General features: G+C 46.3%; 15 protein-coding genes and 1 pseudogene. 14 read left to right on the top strand and 2 right to left on the bottom strand.

Annotated elements, in window-relative coordinates; all coding sequences use genetic code 11:
* Window positions 1-4: 4 nt before the first annotated feature.
* Window positions 5-457 (top strand): annotated as a pseudogene (locus NST58_RS13510) (GNAT family N-acetyltransferase); the annotation flags it as partial.
* A 72-nt stretch (window positions 458-529) separates the two neighbouring features.
* Complete coding sequence (locus tag NST58_RS13515; protein ID WP_339248768.1) at window positions 530-1,417, top strand: PHP domain-containing protein; 888 nt, start codon at window positions 530-532, stop codon at window positions 1,415-1,417.
* Between the two features lie 87 nt (window positions 1,418-1,504).
* Here the strand turns inward: NST58_RS13515 and NST58_RS13520 are convergent, their stop codons facing one another.
* The gene (locus NST58_RS13520; RefSeq protein ID WP_339248330.1) at window positions 1,505-3,394 is read right to left on the bottom strand and encodes an NFACT RNA binding domain-containing protein; all 1,890 of its coding nucleotides are present in this window, start codon (window positions 3,392-3,394) and stop codon (window positions 1,505-1,507) included.
* 291 nt (window positions 3,395-3,685) lie between these two features.
* On the opposite strand from NST58_RS13520, the gene NST58_RS13525 reads away from it, so the two are divergent.
* The 5 genes from NST58_RS13525 (at window position 3,686) to NST58_RS13545 (ending at window position 11,614) form a co-directional block, all read left to right on the top strand.
* On the top strand, window positions 3,686-6,502 hold the full coding sequence (locus NST58_RS13525) for a calcium-translocating P-type ATPase, SERCA-type (protein ID WP_076129137.1): 2,817 nt from the start codon (window positions 3,686-3,688) through the stop codon (window positions 6,500-6,502).
* Between the two features lie 137 nt (window positions 6,503-6,639).
* Window positions 6,640-7,476 (top strand): diaminopimelate epimerase, encoded by an 837-nt coding sequence (gene dapF, locus NST58_RS13530; RefSeq protein ID WP_076129138.1) that lies wholly within the window; start codon window positions 6,640-6,642, stop codon window positions 7,474-7,476.
* Between the two features lie 146 nt (window positions 7,477-7,622).
* Window positions 7,623-9,287: a spore germination protein gene (locus tag NST58_RS13535; protein ID WP_339248333.1), complete on the top strand. Its 1,665-nt coding sequence runs from the start codon at window positions 7,623-7,625 to the stop codon at window positions 9,285-9,287.
* Window positions 9,205-10,491 (top strand): Ger(x)C family spore germination protein, encoded by a 1,287-nt coding sequence (locus tag NST58_RS13540; protein ID WP_081388258.1) that lies wholly within the window; start codon window positions 9,205-9,207, stop codon window positions 10,489-10,491. The genes NST58_RS13535 and NST58_RS13540 overlap by 83 nt, the downstream gene beginning before the upstream one ends.
* Window positions 10,492-10,513: 22 nt before the next feature.
* On the top strand, window positions 10,514-11,614 hold the full coding sequence (locus NST58_RS13545) for a GerAB/ArcD/ProY family transporter (protein ID WP_339173571.1): 1,101 nt from the start codon (window positions 10,514-10,516) through the stop codon (window positions 11,612-11,614).
* On the opposite strand, the gene NST58_RS13550 is transcribed toward NST58_RS13545, so the two are convergent.
* The gene (locus NST58_RS13550; protein WP_036686181.1) at window positions 11,587-11,844 is read right to left on the bottom strand and encodes a hypothetical protein; all 258 of its coding nucleotides are present in this window, start codon (window positions 11,842-11,844) and stop codon (window positions 11,587-11,589) included. The genes NST58_RS13545 and NST58_RS13550 overlap by 28 nt on opposite strands.
* Before the next feature lie 185 nt (window positions 11,845-12,029).
* On the opposite strand from NST58_RS13550, the gene NST58_RS13555 reads away from it, so the two are divergent.
* From NST58_RS13555 to priA, 7 genes are all read left to right on the top strand, one after another.
* Window positions 12,030-13,898, top strand: coding sequence for a bifunctional homocysteine S-methyltransferase/methylenetetrahydrofolate reductase (locus NST58_RS13555; protein ID WP_339248338.1), 1,869 nt, complete (start codon window positions 12,030-12,032; stop codon window positions 13,896-13,898).
* A gap of 38 nt (window positions 13,899-13,936) precedes the next feature.
* Window positions 13,937-14,830 carry a YicC/YloC family endoribonuclease gene (locus NST58_RS13560; RefSeq protein ID WP_076308135.1) on the top strand — a complete coding sequence of 298 codons (894 nt, stop codon included), beginning with the start codon at window positions 13,937-13,939 and terminating at the stop codon, window positions 14,828-14,830.
* A 48-nt stretch (window positions 14,831-14,878) separates the two neighbouring features.
* Window positions 14,879-15,139 (top strand): DUF370 domain-containing protein, encoded by a 261-nt coding sequence (locus NST58_RS13565; protein ID WP_006209218.1) that lies wholly within the window; start codon window positions 14,879-14,881, stop codon window positions 15,137-15,139.
* A gap of 19 nt (window positions 15,140-15,158) precedes the next feature.
* Complete coding sequence (gene gmk, locus NST58_RS13570) at window positions 15,159-15,728, top strand: guanylate kinase (protein WP_076129144.1); 570 nt, start codon at window positions 15,159-15,161, stop codon at window positions 15,726-15,728.
* A gap of 51 nt (window positions 15,729-15,779) precedes the next feature.
* On the top strand, window positions 15,780-15,980 hold the full coding sequence (gene rpoZ / locus NST58_RS13575) for a DNA-directed RNA polymerase subunit omega (RefSeq protein WP_036686188.1): 201 nt from the start codon (window positions 15,780-15,782) through the stop codon (window positions 15,978-15,980).
* 216 nt (window positions 15,981-16,196) lie between these two features.
* The gene (gene coaBC, locus NST58_RS13580; RefSeq protein WP_076280821.1) at window positions 16,197-17,432 is read left to right on the top strand and encodes a bifunctional phosphopantothenoylcysteine decarboxylase/phosphopantothenate--cysteine ligase CoaBC; all 1,236 of its coding nucleotides are present in this window, start codon (window positions 16,197-16,199) and stop codon (window positions 17,430-17,432) included.
* A complete protein-coding gene (gene priA / locus NST58_RS13585; RefSeq protein WP_076275857.1) occupies window positions 17,432-19,963 on the top strand; it encodes a primosomal protein N' in 2,532 nt (843 codons plus the stop codon). Before coaBC ends, priA begins: the two co-directional genes overlap by 1 nt.
* The last annotated feature ends 36 nt before the right edge of the window (window positions 19,964-19,999 follow it).

Raw genomic sequence — 19,999 nt, forward strand, 5'->3', positions numbered from 1 at the left:
TACAATGTCAATTGTTCTACGTGGAGAAAAGCTAGTATTGCGCGATATTACAGAGGCTGATTTTCAGAAGCTTTATTATCACTATCATGAAGCTGAAGACCGTGAACACTTGAAATGGGATGGTCCCTATAAATCTCTGGCACATCAAAGATTCGAAAAGTTTACCGAGGACTACATAGGTCATTTGGCGTTAGTTGAGACGGAAACCCCGCGTAACCTGTTGATCATAGAAATAGACGGCAAGGTAAAGGGCAAAGTAGGGCGCTACTGGATATCGCAAGAAACCAACTGGATGGAGATTGGTATAGTAATCTTTGATTCTAGTTATTGGTCAGGTGGTTACGGTACGGAAGCGTTTAAGATGTGGATAGATTATTTATTTAATTCTCTTGATACAGTCCGTCTTGGAATAGGCACCTGGTCAGGGAATAAAAGAATGATCGGGTTGGCAGCGAAATGTGGCATGGTGGAGGAAGCTCGCGTCCGTAAAGCACGAATCGTGCGAGGAGAATACTATGATGCCATAAAAATGGGGATTCTGCGGGAAGAGTGGGAGAATGCAGGTAACCTATCTGCTAAGGATGTATGCGACCTCCATACCCATACTCAAGCCTCTGACGGCATGCAGCCGCCAGCGGAGAATGTACGGCTTGCTAAGGAGAAGGGGCTAAGCGCTGTTGCCATTACGGATCATGATACAGTAGCTGGCGTGAAGGAAGCCTGTGAAGCAGGAGAGAAGTACGGAATAACCGTTGTGCCTGGTGTAGAGATCAGTACGCGTGCTGGTGGCAAAGACATTCATGTGCTGGGCTATTATGTTGATCCTGAGAATGAACAATTTCTCTCACGTTTGGTAGGGCTAAGAGATACCCGGGCACTTAGGAATGAAGCGATAATTACCAAGCTGCAAGACCTTGGGATTGCGATTACCTTGGAACAGGTTATAGCGGGGATCGGGCGGGAATTGAAGCCTGACGAAAGCATCGGCCGGCCACATATTGCCGACGAGCTGGTTCGGCTTGGGGCAGCTACCGATATGAGAGATGCCTTCAACAAGTATTTGGCCGAGGATGCAGCAGCCTATGTGTCACCTCCCAGAATCACACCGGAGGAAGCTTGCGAGTGGATCATTGAGGCAGGAGGGTCTCCAGTATTAGCCCACCCGGGCTTGTACGGGGATGACCTTCTGGTGCGAGATATTCTGGAGCAAGGCGCTTTTAAAGGGATTGAGGTCTATCACTCTGATCATGGACCTGCGGAAGAAGAACGTTATCAAGTTATGGCTGAGGATTATAATCTGTTAATAACCGGAGGTTCTGACTTTCATGGTGCCCGTCAAGGCGTAATTTTTCACGGGGATATCGGCAGTGTTACGGTTTCTACAGAAGTACTGAAGTTTTTAAACAAAAAGGCATGAAATTAGTCGATTTGCGGAGCAAATTATAAAAACCTCCAGCCTTAGATGTTCAACATCTGCAGCTGGAGGTTTCTTTATATCTAGTAGTTAGCTTCTCAAAGTATTTGGAAGACTCTTAATTCTTTCCTCATTAGGTGTGACGAACAGTGTCTTTTGATGATCATAGATTACAAATCCCGGCTTGGAACCGCTTGGCTTACGTACATAGCGGATCAATGTACAGTCCACAGGCACACTGCTGGACTGTTTGGCTTGGCTGAAATAAGCGGCAAGCTGAGCGGCTTCTTCTAGCGTTGCATCTCCAAATTGCTCACTTCGGATGACCACGTGTGATCCGGGGATGTCCTTGGTATGCAGCCAAGTATCATTCGGAGAAGCCAGCCGATTGGTGACGTATTCGTTCTGCAAATTATTTTTGCCGACATAAATATCGATTCCTTCCGAAGAGGTGAAGACCTGTAATGTGGGTCTGGTGGCCTTTTTCTTCTTTTTACCCTTTTTGCTCCGGTCACGCAGATAACCTTGGCTTACAAGCTCGTCGCGGATCTCCTCAATGTCGTTGAGGGAAGCGTGGGCAAGTTGCTGCAGCAGACTCTCCATATACAAAATTTCCTCATGCGTCTTCAAAAGCTGTTCATTAATGACAAGCAGGCTGTTTTTATATTTGTTGTATTTTTTGAAATAACGTTGTGCATTGTCCGAAGGATTTAATAACGGATCGAGCGGAATCACCATCTCTGCCTGATTTTCGTCATAATAATTGACCAAGGAGGCTTCTTTATCCCCTTTGGATACCGCGTGTAATGAAGCGAAAAGCAACTCACCCCAAATGCGGTAACGATCAGCATCCTGAGCCTCGTCGAGATCCTTCTGCAAATTAGCGAGTTTCTTAACGTTTTTGCTCCGTTCATTGCTGAGGAAACGGATCAAATCACTCACCCGTTGCTTTACAGTATCGCGCTCGGCTTTATCCCCGTAATAATCCTCCATACATTCACTTATGGAGTTGTAATGTTTCGCACTCTCACCCAGAAGTGTTAAGGGGATTGCAGAAAAAATCATCTTACCTTTTGCGTTTGCACCTGCAACAGGAGAAAATTCGTTATCACGTACGGGGACCATTACGGAATGAAAGGCAATCCATAACTGTGTCGGAAACGCTGCTTCGGATTCTGTAACTTCGCCTTTATCCAGGGTGTTTCTCAGACGAAGAGCAATTTCACCAGCAATCAGCGGGCTCATTCCGCTGAAAGCATGTACCATCCAGCCCACCGGGTCAGCTGAGGGAGATGGACCGCCAGAACCGTCAGGTTTTTGCTCTACTGCTTCTTTTGTGATCAGATTAGCAAGCTCTCCCTCAATGATTTCTTCTGGCTCAGATTCCTCCTCAACATCCTCTATCAGTGCAGCTTCTTCAGCAGCCGAGATTAAATTAAGAAATTGCTCCTGGCCAATCTCCAAAGGGTTCAGCTTATGCTGCTGTGGCGGCTCTGTGTAGGCGATGCCGGGCATCACAATCCGATAGCTGCTAATCGATGGAGTTACATGATGAATGCCGTCTATGATCGTTCCAGAGCTGAGATCAGTAAGAATGATGTTACTGTGCCGACCCATGAGCTCAATGATGATCTTTTTGGCAAATACGTCGCCAAGCTCATCTCTAGTCTTGACGTTTATGTGAATAATTCGTTCCATGCCTACCTGCGTAATGCTTTCAATGGTCCCTCCCTCACAATGCTTCCGCATAAGCATGCAGAACATGGGGGCTTCCGAAGGATTAATGCTGTTTCTTTCGGTAAAATGCACCCGAGGATACGTTGGATTAGCAGAGAGCAGCAGCTTGCCGCCGCCACCTGCGCCGCGCAGGTTAAAAATTAAATCGTGATTGTTCGGTTGATATATTTTTCCTATACGTGCACCTATGAATGATTGCAATTCGTGCACGATAGCTCGGGTAACAATGCCGTCTAATGCCATGATAAAGCTCTCCTGTCGCCGTGAAATGAATTTCTTAAATATAAGAAAGTAAAAGTTTCACACAATACTTTATGTCTTATATTTCTCGCTCAAACGCCTACCTGTCCTTATAAGGACGCCAAAGATGTTTATGCTTACCTCTCTATGATGCCATACTTTAGGACATTCGCGCAAAAGGGGAATTGGATAGGGGTGATATTATTGGACGACCTTGAATACATTTGTCATGAACAGGTGGAAAAGCTGTGCGCCGCCGGAAGTAAAGAAACGACCGGGAGGGAAAGAAAAGTCATGGAACAAAACAGTTGGCACCGTCTCGGTGCAGAAGAGCTGCAGAAAATGTTCAATGTCCAGCCAAGGACGGGCCTCAGTGATGAGGAAGCCGCGGAGAGACGAAAGGAGAACGGGTACAACGAGCTGTCGGAAGGAAAGACAGTATCTCCGTTTACCCTGCTGTTGAACCAGTTCAAGGATTTCATGGTGCTTGTGCTCATGGGTGCAACGCTTGTATCCGGGTTGCTAGGCGAATACTTGGATGCCATCACGATCATCGCGATTATCCTACTGAATGGAGCGCTTGGATTTGTTCAGGAGTTTCGCGCCGAACGTTCGCTAAGAGCTTTAAAGCAGCTCTCCGCACCTTCTGCCAAAGTGCTACGTGGAGGGAATAGCGAGATTATCCCAGCCAAGCTGTTGGTGCCAGGCGATATTGTCTTGCTGGAGAGTGGTGATCGGATTCCTGCTGATGTACGTTGGTTGGAATGCAGTGCTCTATATGTGGAAGAATCCGCACTTACTGGGGAATCATTGCCTGTCTCGAAGCATTCGGAAGCGATCCGTGCAGAAGAGATTCCGCTTGGTGATCAGAAGAATTTAGGCTTCATGGGCACAATGGTAACCAGAGGAACAGGGCGAGCTGTTGTAATCCGTACCGGTATGAATACGGAAATGGGTAAGATAGCAGATCTAATCCAAAATACGGATTCTCAGGAAACACCTTTGCAGCATCGGCTTGAGCAGCTAGGGAAGATTCTGATCTACGTATCTCTGGGATTGACAATTGTAGTTGTGGCAGCAGGTATTCTGCATGGACAGCCTGCCACCTCCATGTTCTTGGCGGGTGTGAGCTTGGCAGTTGCCGCGATTCCGGAAGGGCTCCCCGCTATTGTAACTATTGCGCTTGCGCTAGGTGTGCAGCGGATGATCAAACGCAAAGCTATCGTTCGTAAATTGCCGTCAGTGGAAACGCTGGGCTGTGCCTCGGTAATCTGTTCAGACAAGACAGGAACTTTAACGCAGAATAAAATGACGGTGACCCGATTATGGACAGGTGGACGTGGTCTTGAGGTATCAGGCGAAGGGTATGCTCCAAATGGACAGGTTCTGGAGAAAGGTAAAGCAGTGGATCTAAAACATGATCAAAGCTTACGGCGGATGTTGCAGGTCGGCGCATTATGCAGCAACGCAGAAATCATCGAGACCTTCCAGTCTGAAGTGCGAGGCAAACGCAAAGGGAAGGATAAGGATGCTATTCTTGAAAAGTCTGCAGACAACACTTCCGTTTGGGAACTGAAGGGCGACCCGACTGAAGGAGCGCTCGTGGCACTTTCAGGAAAGATGGGACTTACCGCTCAGACGCTTGCCGTAACCTACACTCGTGAACAGGAATTTCCGTTTGATTCTGAGCGGAAGCTGATGTCTGTGATCGTAGGCCATCCTGGAGGACGGATGGTATGTACAAAAGGTGCGCCCGATGTACTGCTCAATCGCTGCTCATACATGCTTTGGGAGGGCGGTGTTGTGCCTTGTACGCCGACTTTGCGGCAAAAGGTGCTTGATGCCAATGAGCAGATGGCTTCTGGAGCCCTTCGTGTGCTAGGTATGGCTTACCGGGATATGCGACCAAATGAACATGTGAATAGTGAAAAGGATGCGGAGAATCAATTAGTCTTTATTGGTTTGGCTGGAATGATTGATCCGCCACGTCGTGAAGTCCGCGATGCCATCAGCGTCACACGCCGGGCCGGGATCAAGACGGTTATGATTACCGGTGACCATGGAACAACTGCCGAGGCTATTGCTCACCAGCTGGGAATTCTGCAACGTGGTGGAACGGTGCTGACAGGCGCTCAGTTAACCCGGATGGATGATGATGAACTGGATAAGGTATCGGACAATGTGTATGTATTCGCCCGCGTATCTCCAGAGCATAAGCTTCGGATCGTTAAATCGCTACAACGTCATGGTCACGTAGTGGCTATGACCGGAGATGGAGTGAATGACGCTCCAGCCATTAAGGCTGCGGACATCGGAATAGCCATGGGTATCACAGGCACAGATGTGACCAAGGAAGCATCATCACTTGTTCTCGGAGATGATAACTTCTCTACGATCGTTGCTGCCATCGAAGAAGGCAGAAACATCTATGAGAATATTCGTAAATTCATTCGTTATTTGTTGGCATCCAATGTAGGAGAAATTCTGACAATGTTCTTTGCCATGATGCTCGCTCTGCCATTGCCACTCGTTCCCATTCAAATCCTTTGGGTCAATCTGGTGACAGACGGACTGCCAGCGATGGCCCTTGGCGTGGATCAGCCCGAGAAGGATTTGATGGAGCATAAACCGCGTGGTGCGAAAGAGAATATTTTTGCCCGCCGCTTAGGCTGGAAAATTATAAGCCGTGGACTCTTAATTGGCTTATGTACGCTAGGAGCATTTTGGCTAACTTTACGTATAGCACCAGAGAATCCTGCACAATTGATTCGCGCACAGTCGGTGGCTTTTGCGACACTTGTTATGGCACAGTTGATCCACGTCTTCGATTGCCGCAGCTCGCGCTCAGTGTTCCACCGCAATCCGTTCCAGAATAAGTATCTAGTGCTTGCCGTATTGTCATCAGTCTTACTGATGCTGGCCGTAATGTACGTGCCTGTGCTCCAGCCTGTCTTCAAAACAGTGCCGCTCAATTTCCGCGAATGGTGTCTGGTGTTTGTAACAGCGGGGATCCCAACCTTCTTGATGGGTGCCGGCAGTGTTTGGGGCGGCAAACGTAATCGTGGGCGCAGCGGCAGTACGATGATAAAAAGTACAAAAATTTCAGCATAAAGTCAATACTAATGCTCCATTCCTAAAGGTATACTTGTTGCAGTTAACCGCTCATATGCTTGCGAAATGCTAAATTACACAGAACCTTAAGCTTAAGCGAATGCTAACATAACATAACCTTTAGGAGTGGACTTTTAATGGAATTTACAAAAATGCACGGCCTCGGTAATGACTTCATCGTTGTTTTCGGTGAGCAAGAGCTGCCAAGTAATGCAGCGGAGCTTGCTGTAACCCTATGCAACCGGTTCTTTGGAATCGGTGCTGACGGACTGGTATATATCCTTCCTTCTGAGCGTGGCGATTTCATGATGCGTATTATGAATTCTGATGGTTCGGAGGCGGAGCAGTGCGGAAATGCTATTCGCTGTGTCTCTAAATATGTATATGACCACGGACTGGTAAGCTCAGAGCAGATTGTAATAGAAACGATTGGTGCCGGAGAACAAAAGGTTACATTAAACGTGAAAGACGGTGTTGTGGAGACTGTAACTGTAGATATGGGCGAACCTGTATTGTCCGGTCTGCAAATTCCAGTATCTATTGATGCAGAGCCAGTGCTCTCTCAGCCGATTGAAGCGGACGGAACCGAATTTACGTTCACAGCGGTATCCATGGGAAATCCTCATTGCGTGATTTACGTAGAAGATGCAGTGAATTTTGATCTTGCCACATGGGGACCTAAGCTTGAGGTACATCCTTTGTTCCCGAGAAAAGTAAACGTTGAATTCGCAACGGTACTGGATCGGGGGAGAGTGGATATGCGTGTCTGGGAACGTGGGGCAGGACCTACGCTTGCCTGTGGCACTGGAGCCTGTGCAACCCTTGTCTCCTCTGTGCTGAATGATCTTACAGACCGGGCAGCTTGGATTAGTCTAAAGGGCGGCGATCTCTATATTGAATGGAATGAAGAGGATAATCATGTTTATATGACTGGACCTGCTGAGGTCGTATTCACGGGCAGTGTAGCAATATAAAAAATAATAAAAAAGGCAGTCCAAGAGCGCATTCTTGGACTGCCTTTTTTGTGTTTTTAACCTGATGTGACTTTAAGCAGCCGAATAATGGAAGGAGTAACCGAGAATAATACTACAATGTTTATGAGAGAAAGGAGGGGAGCTTGTTGAACATCAACGGGTTAACTAAAAGAAATAAATCCGGTAAGGGACAGCAAGCAGACCCGGCGGGTTCAGGTTCGGGAGCCAGATTAACCATTCATCTGGAACAGACACTAAACAATATCATTACCGAGCTGGGAGATAGTCCGGATCTTAGAATCCGCCAGGTAAAGCTTGGTGAGCAATCCTTTGTTGAGGCTGCTGCGGTACATCTTAATGGTCTAGCTAAGACAGAAACCGTGAATCAATTTGTAATGGGTTCATTGCTCTCCATAACAGATGAGATGCTTAAGGAAAGTAATACTGCAGCAAATAATAATCTGAATGACCTCATTTTAAACCGTGCCCTGGAAATAGGTGAAGCGCAGCTGCAGGAGGATTGGAACGAGGTGCTGCTCGGAATTCTTTCTGGGAAGACACTGATTCTCATTGAAGGTTATGACAGTGGCATCATGTGTGAGACTGAAGGAGGGGAAGCTCGTTCTGTCACTGAACCCTCCACTCAGCTAGTTGTGCGTGGTCCAAAGGATAGCTTTGTTGAATCTTTGGCTACGAATGTCTCATTAATACGCAGAAGAATAAGATCACCCAAACTAAGACTCGAGCATGTGAAGATCGGGGCGGTAACTCAGACCGATGTGGTTTTTATGTACATCAAGGATACTGCGGACGAGAAGCTGGTTGAAGAAGTTAGAAAACGGCTGCAGCAGATTAATGTAGATGCCATCATGGAATCCGGTTATATCGAAGAGCTGATTCAGGATAAGACCTTTACCCCTTTTCCAACGATCAATAACAGCGAGCGGCCAGACGTGGCTGCAACGAATCTGTTAGAAGGGAGGGTAGTGATTGTCGTTGATGGCACCCCCTTTGTATTGATTTTGCCTGCGGTTTTCACTCTTTTTTTTCAGTCAGCTTCGGATTATGCGCAAAGGTTCGATATTGCTATTCTGATGCGAATTATTCGGTATATCAGTTTTATTGTGCTTATTCTAGGGCCTTCCGTGTATATAGCTTTGACGACGTTTCATTATGAGATGATCCCTACGACTTTGCTGATCAACCTGTTATCGCAACGGGAAAATGTGCCTTTCCCCGCTTTTGTCGAAGCTATTCTAATGGAAGGTGCGTTTGAAATCATCCGGGAAGCGGGAGTAAGAATGCCGCGTGCAGTTGGGCAGACCGTATCTGTAGTAGGTGCTCTGATTCTTGGTCAGGCTGTGGTAGAGGCTGGAATTATTACGCCCGTTATGGTGATTGTGGTCGCGTTGACCGGGATTGCGAGCTTTGCCATTCCAGCGTATAACATGGCGATTGCGGGCAGAATTATCCGCTTTGGTTTTTTGATATTGGCTGGTATGTTTGGTTTTTACGGGATTACACTGGGTTTAATCGTACTGGTTGCACATATGAACAGTCTGCGGACTTTTGGCGTTCCTTATTTGTCTCCAATCGTGCCTTTGTCATCCAGAGGTCAGAAGGATGCCGTCTTAAGGCTGCCTTTGTGGGCGCTTGGCACAGCAGAACCAGCTCCTGCTACTGCGCAGCAAGGGAACATTTCAGAAGGGAAGGAGATCACAGCCGGACATGAACAGAACCTATCTCCAAAAATTCTTGATAAGACTAAAGGGACACAGCCGCATAAGAAAGGAAAGCAAGATTCTGAGTAAATGCAATTTTTTCTTAGCAGGACTTTTACCTTGCGTATTGATCTGTCTTAGTCTCACAGGCTGCTGGGATAGTGTGGAATTAAACAGAAGAGCCATCGTTTCCGGTGTGTCCATAGATAGAGGACCTACAGAAGAAGAGAAATACGTAGTATCCTTTCAGGTTATCGTTGCTGACGAAATCTCTGGGAAGAACGCTAGAGGGACTTCACCTGTTTCGGTATATAAAGGTAGCGGCCGCTCTATGTTTGAAGCATTAGCCAATGCCTCGCGTCAGACTGCACGTTTTTTGTCTTTAGGACATATTCGGGTGGTCATCATTTCCGAGAAGTTCGCGCAAGAAGGCATCAAGGATATCATGGATGTGCTGGAAAGGGAAAGTGAAACCCGGCTGACAAGCCTGATTTTTATTTCCAAGGGACAGCCTGCTAGTGAATGTATGACGACTATGACCGTGTTCGGAAGAATTCCATCCAACGATTTGGTGGAAAAGCTGCAGACGACCTCCAAGCAATTCGGATATAACTATCGGATGGAAGTGGATGATATTATCCGGGGGATACAGGTTCCTGGTGGAGGGCCAGTGATCAATGGCGTGCTAGTGACTGGAGATTTGGAGCAGAGGGAAAGTAATGATAATTTAAAAAAAATAAGACCGGAGGCCATAATAAAAGTTACGGGTCTTGCAGCTTTTAAAGAAGACAAGCTTAAAGGGTGGCTGCAAGGGGAGGAGGCGATCGGTACCGTTCTGCTTAAGAATAAAATCTCTCAGATGCCGGTACTGGTCTCGATAGGTGAGAATGATTATATATCGTTTAATGTGTATTTATCACAGGTACATATCCACGCTGATGCGAAAGACATAGAGCATCCTATCTTCACGATTAACGTCACTCAGCAGGCTGGATTAAAGGAATCGCCCAATGGCTTGGATCTAACAGATCCAACCGTGTTAAATGATCTTTCGAAGCTTTTGGAAAAGAATATTCAAGAACAGATCCGCGCTGCCATAGCAACTGCCCGTTCGTTAAAAAGTGATTATCTAGGTTTTGGTGAAGCAGCAGAAAGAGCTAATCCACGTGGCTGGAAACAAGTAAAAGATCATTGGGACCGTATATTTGAAACCTGCCAGGTTAATATCAATACGGATGCTGTGATCAGGCATACGGATATGCGGAGTGATTCCTTTCAGTCCAAGAATAAGTAATGACAATAAAGGAGGGGCAGCTATGGGAAAAATAAAAATAGGACTACTCCAATTTTTCACGTTGACTTTGTTGTTTGAACTAGGAACAGCACTGGTAGTGAATCTTGGGATGGAGTCTGGTAAAGATGCGTGGATATCCATACTGCTCGGAAATTTGATCGGTTTGATTATTTTTTCGGGGTACACTTATTTGTACAGAAAGTTTCCGGATCTGCCCTTAACAACCTATACACGCAAGCTGCTGGGAAGATCCTTCGGTACGGTGATTTCTGTTCTCTACATTATCCTTTTTCTCAATTTAGCGGGTCGTGATTTACGGGATGGAAGTTCCATGCTGGTTATGGCTACCATGCATCGCACACCTTTATTTGTTATATCTACGTTGATGATCTTATCTTCTGCGTATGTTTTGCATAAAGGAGTAGAGGTATTATCCCGAACTTCATTGGTATTCGCAACTCTCGTAATGCTGATCGGTATATTTTGCTCGATCATGCTGATGTTATCGGGCTCCATTAATTTGAATCGATTGCTTCCTGTTTTTGAGAATGGGTTCCAGCCTGTGATCGAATCTGTCATTCGCCAGAACTATATGTTCCCTTTTGGTGAAATGATTTGTTTTACCATGCTAATGCCCTATCTGAACAATGCTAAAAAAGGTCCTTGGGTCATCGGAGCAGGGATATTTGTTTCAGGTTTGCTCTTAAGTCTGACTATGATGCTGAATATCTCCGTGCTGGGCACAGATATTGTGAAACGTTCACCCCTACCTCTGATGCCCACGATTAGCAAGATTTCAATCTCCGATTTTATTCAACGGGTGGATATTCTAGTTGTTATGGTGCTGATTATCGGCGTTTTTTTCAAAATGTCAGTGTTTTTTGCGGCCGCACTTATAGGGATTTCCGAATTGTTCAAGATTCCTTACCGGAGAATGGTCTATCCCTGTGCTCTGATCATTCTGTTCAGCTCGATGTTGAACGCGCGGAGCTTTACTGAACACATTAATGAGGGCGGGAGATTGTTATATACGATTTTTCCCTTCTTTATGGTGTTGATCCCTGTAATTCTTGTCATCGTTGCGGCGATAAGAAGTCATCTTTCCCCGCCACGTTCTGGTTGATGTCCTGTTTTCCAGTAATAGATATCGGGGATGAACAAGCAGAGCAGTAAAATACAAGCAGTAGCTTTCTCTGAGGCGGTATAGAACAGATAATTAAGGATATAGCCGACGTTACCCAGCCCATAGCCATACAGCCAATCTAGCAAATAAATATACAATAAGCAGAGAGTGGCTAGCAGTAAAGTTACAGCGTATTTTCGGATCAGAAACTTTCTTGTTTTTTTCTTCAAAGTATTCTCTCCTTTATGGAAATATCAGCATTAACGTTAGTATGAAGCTTTTTATATATGAACATGCATGGTGGATATTTTGGTCTAAATGCATTTCTTTTGGAAAGCTTATCATCCATACCGATTTATGTTACATTAGTATGAAACTAAAGTTAGAAACTAATGTGGCAGGGGAGGATCTTGTTGTGAAGCCGGATTTACGTTCCGCATGGGGAAATAAAGTATTAGTCGGAGACGGAGCGATGGGCACCTACTTATATCAGAAGGGTTTCCCGGTCGGCATTTCCTATGAAGAATTGAATTTGACCTCTCCGGGGGTAATCGAAGATGTTCACCGCAGCTATATTGAGGCAGGGGCAGTGCTGCTGGAGAGCAACACCTTCTCGGCGAACTATGACAGGCTCTCTAAATATGGTCTAGAATCTAAGGTTGAGGAAATCAATCGAGCCGGGGTTAGAATTGCTCGCCGGGCTGCTGGAGATCATGGGTATGTATTAGGAGCTGTAGGATCTATTCGCGCGGGCAAACGTGCGAATCTCTCTTCCACAGAACTGAAAAAATATTTTACACAGCAGATTGCTGCATTGTTAGAAGAGGACGTAGATGGCATTATGCTGGAAACCTTCTACGATGTTGAGGAACTGCATTTAGCTCTAAGAACGCTCCGCAAGATCAGCTCGCTTCCTGTAGTTTGCCAATTAGCTGTCGATGAAACAGCACGCACATTAGATGGATTAACTTTGCCGGAAGCTTTTCGTATCCTGGAAAGCGATGGTGCTGATGTTATCGGATTTAACTGTAACACAGGCCCGAACGGAATGAAGCGGGCGCTCAAAGCTGTACAAGGGAGTCTGGTTTTGCCAGCTTCTGTGTATCCAAATGCGGGTGTAGCGGATTATGTAGACGGAGAATACCGGTACGGGGCTTCTCCAGAATATTTTGGGCAAATGGCGCAGACTTTTGCGGAGATGGGCTGCCGGATAATCGGTGGTTGCTGTGGTACAACTCCGCAGCATATCGCAGAAATCTCGTCTGCACTGAAGAATTATGTACCGCAACCGCTTCCTAAACCGTTGCCACCTACTGTGGAGCGTGTATCGCTGCAAGATAATTTTGGCGATGATGGTAGAGAGGGTAGAGAGCCGAACCTGGTTGATCTGGTAAAGGAACGACATACGGTTATTGTTGAGCTTGATCCACCTCGTGAATTGGATATCGCAAAGTTTATGCAGGGCGCAGAAGCGCTAAGAAGAGCAGGCGCGGATGCGTTGACACTCGCCGACAACTCTCTGGCGGTTACACGGATGAGCAATATGGCGTTGGGGCATTTGGTGCACGCTAAAACCGGACTTCGTCCGCTAGTGCATATTGCTTGCCGGGATCGTAATTTGATTGGTACTCAATCCCATTTGATGGGTTTTGATGCGCTTGGAATTGATCATGTGCTGGCCGTAACAGGTGATCCTGCGAAATTTGGAGATCTTCCCGGCTCAAGCTCGGTTTATGATTTAACTTCTTTTGAGATAATTAGAATGATCAAGCAGCTGAATGACGGGATTTCCTTCTCAGGTAAACCTTTGAAACAGAAAGCGAATTTTGTAATCGGAGCTGCGTTTAACCCGAATGTTAAACATTTGGATAAGGCAGTGCAACGTCTGGAGAAGAAAATCGCCTCTGGTGCCGACTATATTATGACCCAGCCTGTCTATGATCAGGAACTTATCGTGAAGATAGCTGAGGCAACAGCACATCTGGAAATCCCTGTATTCATTGGGGTTATGCCACTGGCAAGCGGACGAAATGCAGAGTTTCTACATAATGAGGTTCCCGGTATTCAGCTTACGGACGATGTCCGCATCCGCATGAAGGGACTTGAAGGGGAAGCTGGAAGAGCAGAAGGTGTCGCTATCGCTAAGGAACTGTTAGATGTTGCTACTGCCCATTTTAATGGGATCTATCTGATGACTCCGTTCATGTTCTACGATATGAGTGCACAGCTAATGGAGTATGTGTGGGAGAAATCAGGACGCAAATTGTCCCCCTTGTTTCGCTAGTAATAATCAATTACAATAGTGTAATGGATGTGATTCCGTTGTCATTTAGCATGACCGGATACGGTCAATCGTCCCTGCAATTCGGCGGCTACAAGATTATGTTCGAAGTGAAATCGGTGAATCACCGGTACTGCGAAGTTGTACTGCGGATGCCCCGGGATTGGACGGGTTATGAGGATGTGTTGAGAAGAAAGGTTCAACAGCACATCAAACGGGGAAGAATAGATGTTACCATCAATAGAGAGCACGATGAGTCGACTGTTAGACCGGTTCTGAATCACTCTGCTGTAATGACCTATCTAAAGGCAGCAGAGCAGCTTAAGAATGAATATGGTTTGAGTGGTGAGTTGACTTTACGTGATATACTTTCTATACCCGGTATTATGGACAGCAAAGACGAGGCTGCGGGTGCCGTGTCTGCGACATTAGAAGACTACTCCGAAGTATTGGAGGCGGGACTTGAGCAGTGTTTGCAGTCTCTGCTGGAGATGCGCGCCCGTGAAGGCAGTTATCTAGCCGCAGATATTGAACAGCGCCTGAACCATCTTGAGAACATGCATGCTGAAATGGTTGAACTTGCACCTGTCGTAATCACTGAATATCGAGAGAAACTTCGACATCGGTTAAATGAACTAAATGATGGGACGTTCGCTTTTGATGAGCATAAATTCGGGATGGAGATCGCTATTTTTGCAGATCGCTGTAATATTGATGAAGAGTTGACCCGGTTGTATAGTCATTTCGAGCAATGCAGAGCCCTCCTGAAGGGGAAAGGACCGGTAGGACGCAAACTGGATTTTCTCATTCAGGAGATGAACCGTGAGACGAATACAATCGGATCGAAATGCAATCATCTAACTCTCGTGGGTCTTGTGCTAGATATGAAAGCAGAACTGGAGAAGATTCGAGAACAAGCTGCGAACATAGAGTAATCGGGAATAGGTAATAGCATAGAACTTTATGGGGGGAACTACCGGAACATGGCAATCAAACTTATTAACATTGGCTTTGGAAATATTGTGTCTGCCAACCGCATTATTTCTATCGTCAGTCCGGAATCTGCACCAATCAAACGTATTATCCAGGAGGCACGTGATCGGCATATGTTGATCGACGCCACCTATGGCCGACGGACTCGTGCCGTAATCATTACAGATAGTGATCATGTCATCCTATCGGCTGTACAGCCGGAGACTGTGGCGCATCGCTTATCCAGTAAAGATGACGACAACGACGAATAACAACTAAATGGAGTGTATTATGTCAAAAGGATTGCTCATCATATTATCCGGACCTTCCGGCGTAGGTAAAGGTACTGTTTGTACAGCACTACGTCCGAAGATGCCCGAACTTGTCTACTCAGTTTCTGCTACTACTCGCAGTCCGCGTGCGGGTGAGGAAGATGGCGTCAACTATTTTTTCAAAAGCAAAGATGAATTTATGGCAATGATCGAAGCCGATCAATTGCTTGAATACGCGGAGTACGTAGGTAATTATTACGGTACTCCACGTGATTTTGTGGAGAGAACTCTCAATAGCGGCAAAGACATTATTCTCGAAATTGAGGTTCAAGGCGCTCTCAAAGTTAAAGAGAAATTTCCTGAAGGGATTTTTGTGTTCCTTCTTCCTCCATCCATGGACGAGTTGAAGGACCGCATTCGCGGACGGGGTACTGAGCATCCAGATGTGATCGATCACCGCATGACTGTAGCGGAGGATGAGATCAACTTAATGCAGCATTATGATTATGCTGTTGTGAATGATGAGATTGATCTGGCTTGTAAGAGAATAGAAAGCATTATTATCGCCGAACATTGTAAAGTCAGATAATTTATGCTGAAGGTCAAATGTATTAACAGTAAACTATGAAGAGGTGTCCCAGTGCTATATCCATCCATTGATGAAATGATGACTAAGGTTGACAGTAAGTATTCGCTCGTTGTCGCTGCTGCACGTCGTGCTAGACAATTGCGTGAGGGTGGCAAGACAGATGTGAAGAATCCTAGATCGCATAAATTTGTTGGTGTTGCTCTTGAGGAAATTTACGAAGATCGCATTACTCTAACCCGCGGTGAAGAGTAGTCTCAAGCATAAGTAATAATGACCTATTGTAGAAACGGATGCCGCCTATTTGTTTTGAGGCGCTGCCGTTTCTTCTTGGGTTATGGAGCATTTACGGGTCTTAAATTTATGATGAAAGCCCAGAACCGGGCTCTTTATGACAACCGGAAGGTTGTTATTTTTTTCTCGTCGTAAAGATAGCCATTCGTTGTAAGAGTAGGGAACAGGGGGGAGATCATGTTGAAGAGCTTGAAGGGGAAGACTATTTTACTTGGGATCACAGGAGGAATTGCTGCTTATAAAGCGGCGTCCTTGACCAGTAAGCTTGTCCAAAAAGGTGCCGAGGTCCATGTCATTATGACAGCTTCGGCGAAGCAGTTCATTACAGAATTAACTCTACAGTCACTATCGAAGCAACGAGTATACAGCGATACATTCCAGGAGAGAGATCCATCCTCCATTTCACATATTGATCTGGCAGATGCTGCGGATCTTGTGCTGGTAGCACCCGCGACCGCAAATATGATTGCCAAAATGGCGCACGGGATCGCCGATGATATGTTATCTACAACGCTGCTAGCTACTACGGCTCCTATTATGGTTGCACCAGCTATGAATGTTCATATGTATCAGCATCCAGCTGTACTTAATAATTTGAATATTCTAGCTACTCGGGGCATTCAATTTATTGAGCCTGGTGAAGGACTGCTGGCATGTGGATACGTTGGCAAAGGTCGGCTAGAAGAGCCAGAGGCTATTGTGAGTGTGGTTGAGAATTTTTTTGCACATCAAGCAAGCGTCGCATCCAAACCTCTTGTGGGTAAAAAAATCGTCATCACAGCGGGTGGAACGGTAGAACGCATTGATCCAGTACGTTATATCTCCAATGATTCATCAGGTAAAATGGGCTTCGCATTAGCACGTACTGCGCGCGCAATGGGAGCTGAGGTAACGTTGATTGCTGCGCGTACAGATGAGGCCCCTCCACAGGATCCAGAGATTTCAGTCATTCGTGTTCAATCTGCACAGGAAATGTATGAAGCAGTTACCGCACAGTGGGACAGCTGCGATATTATGATCAAGGCGGCGGCTGTATCGGATTACCGTCCGAAGCATAGTGAGCCTTCTAAGATTAAAAAAAGCGGAGAGACGATGACGCTTGAGCTTGTGAAGACAACGGATATTCTGGAAACACTCGGTAAGAACAAAAACAAGCAGTTTTTGGTTGGCTTTGCTGCGGAAACGGGCAATACGGAATTTTATGCTAAGGACAAGCTGGTCCGCAAAAACTGCGATCTCATCGTTGCTAACAATGTAGCGGCTGCAGGAGCCGGATTTGGAGCGGATACGAATATCGTTTCGATATATGATGTGAATGGATTGGTGCTTGAATTGCCACAATTGTCGAAGGATGAGGTTGCTCGTCGTTTGCTGACGCTCGTGGCAGAGCGAATTACTGGAGCTTCATTATAATGGATATCGCCAAGGTCATTGTGGATGTGCCTGTACGCAGCACTGACCGGCCATTTGATTATAGTATTCCAGAATCCCTGAAATTATGGATTGAAGTGGGCAGTCGGGTAGCCGTTCCGTTTGGGCACCGGACAGTCCAAGGTTTTGTAGTTTCTTTAGAATCAGGCGAGACCCTAGTGAATCCTAGCCTGAAGCCAATCCAAGAAGTGTTGGATCTGCTCCCGCCTTTATCTCCTGAATTAGTTGAGCTTGCGGACTGGATGAGTAAAAGATATGCATGTAGACGAATTTCAGCACTGCAGGCGATGTTGCCCACCGCTCTAAAAGGGAAGGCAGAACGGCTGATTTCACTTGGAGATGTGCAGGAAGAGACAGCATTTCCAGAGGATGAATTGTTCCCAATGTTTGCGGACACAGGGGATGAGGAACGGCTAATCACAGAATTTATTGGACGTAGTGGCGAAGTTTCCATGAAGCAGCTTACTCGTGCATTTCCTGAGGCTGCTGAGACGGTGAAGTTCATGCTGCGGCGTGGAGTACTTATAGAGAGTCAATCCATTAAGGATAAAATGGGCAAGAAAAAGCTCAAGGCAGTCGATCTGGCGATAGGTGTCACTGCTGCCCGGGAGGCTTTGAACAAATTTCCGAAAAAATCAGCACGCCAGAAGGAAGTTCTGAGCTTTTTAGTTGATATGGAAGCTACACTCCCCATGGCCCTTAAAGAAGTTTTGTCTGCACTCCAAGTAACGGCAAGTACTGTAAAGGCCTTGGAGGAAAAAGGATTTATCGAGATCAGTGAAATTGAAGTCTATCGCGATCCTTATCAAGGGCGAGATTTTAAACCTACCGCACCTCTACCGCTCACAGCGGAACAAGAGGTCGTATATACAAGGATTTCTCGAACCGTAGAAGAGCAGCTTCACGAAGTATTTCTGCTTCATGGCGTTACGGGTAGTGGTAAGACAGAGATCTATTTGCAGTGTATTAAACGTTGTTTAGATCAGGGTAGACAGGCTGTTGTTCTTGTTCCAGAGATTGCTTTAACGCCACAAATGGTGGAGCGGTTTAAGGGACGGTTCGGCAGCGGGGTCGCGGTTATGCATAGCCGGCTGTCTGTTGGTGAGCGATACGATGAGTGGCGTAAAATCCGTGAAGGAAAGGCCACAGTCGCTGTAGGCGCAAGATCGGCCGTGTTTGCTCCTTTCTCCAACTTAGGGCTGATTATTATGGATGAAGAACATGAGACCTCTTATAAACAGGAGGAGAATCCGAAATATCATGCCCGTGATGCTGCTATTCGTAGAGCGGAGCAGTGTGGGGCAGCTGTGATTCTTGGATCTGCCACGCCTTCGCTGGAAAGCTATCATGCTGCAAGATCGCAGAGTGATATTCATTTTTCACCGGTACTGCTGGAGATGCCTACCCGTGCGCTAGGAAATGAACTTCCAAAGGTGAACGTAGTAGACATGCGGGAAGAGCTTAAAGAAGGCAACCGTTCGATGTTCAGCCGAAAGCTTCATTCAGCACTGGAAGAGAGGCTGGAACGCGGAGAACAGACCGTGCTGCTGCTTAACCGTAGAGGTTTCTCCACCTTTGTCATGTGTCGTAGCTGTGGTTACGTAGCCGGTTGTCCAGAATGTGATATCTCACTAACATATCATAGCCGTAGTGACAATTTACGTTGTCATTATTGTGGCCATGCTGAACCAGCACCTAAGCTTTGTCCGGAGTGTGGGAGTGAGCATATCCGGTTTTTCGGAACGGGTACACAGCGGGTGGAAGAAGAGCTTGGTAAGCTGTTCCCAGGCATACGAGTGATTCGTATGGATGTGGACACAACAACAGAAAAAGGCTCACATGAGAAGCTGCTGAACCAATTCCGGGACAAAAAAGCGGATGTTCTCCTGGGGACTCAGATGGTAGCAAAGGGACTGGATTTTCCAGATGTCACTCTTGTTGGTGTAATCACAGCAGATTCAGCGTTGAACCTGCCCGATTTTCGCGCAGCAGAGAAGACATTCCAATTGCTTACACAAGTTGCAGGCAGAGCAGGCCGGCATCAGCTTCCAGGCGAAGTGGTCGTTCAGTCCTATACGCCAGAGCATTATTCCATTATTCATGCCAGCGGACATGACTATCTCTCTTTTGTACGTGAAGAGCTGAAGCATCGTAGAGGCCTCCATTATCCGCCGTATTGCAGACTCATCCTGGTCACATTGTCTCATGAACAGCTGCCGCTTCTACTGCGGATGGCAGAGAATTATGCTCTGAATCTTCAAGGAAAAGCCAGACAGCTAAGATGGTATGGAAGTCTCGATAAGCTAACCAGTGATGTGTTAGATCTGTTGGGTCCTGTGGCTTCACCTATCCCTCGATTAAAGGGTAGATATAGATTCCAGTGTATGATAAAATGGCGCGGCGCCATCGATGTAATTGGACTTGTCCGCCAAGTGGCTGAAGAGTTAGAGGATTCTGTACGGGATACTGGTCTTCAGATCAGCATTGATGTGGATCCGCAGATGTTGATGTAAATCCGTATCATGTTACAATGTAAAAAAAGAGCTTTA

This window comes from Paenibacillus sp. FSL R10-2796, from assembly GCF_037965315.1.
GTDB classification, from domain to species: domain Bacteria; phylum Bacillota; class Bacilli; order Paenibacillales; family Paenibacillaceae; genus Paenibacillus_AQ; species Paenibacillus_AQ odorifer.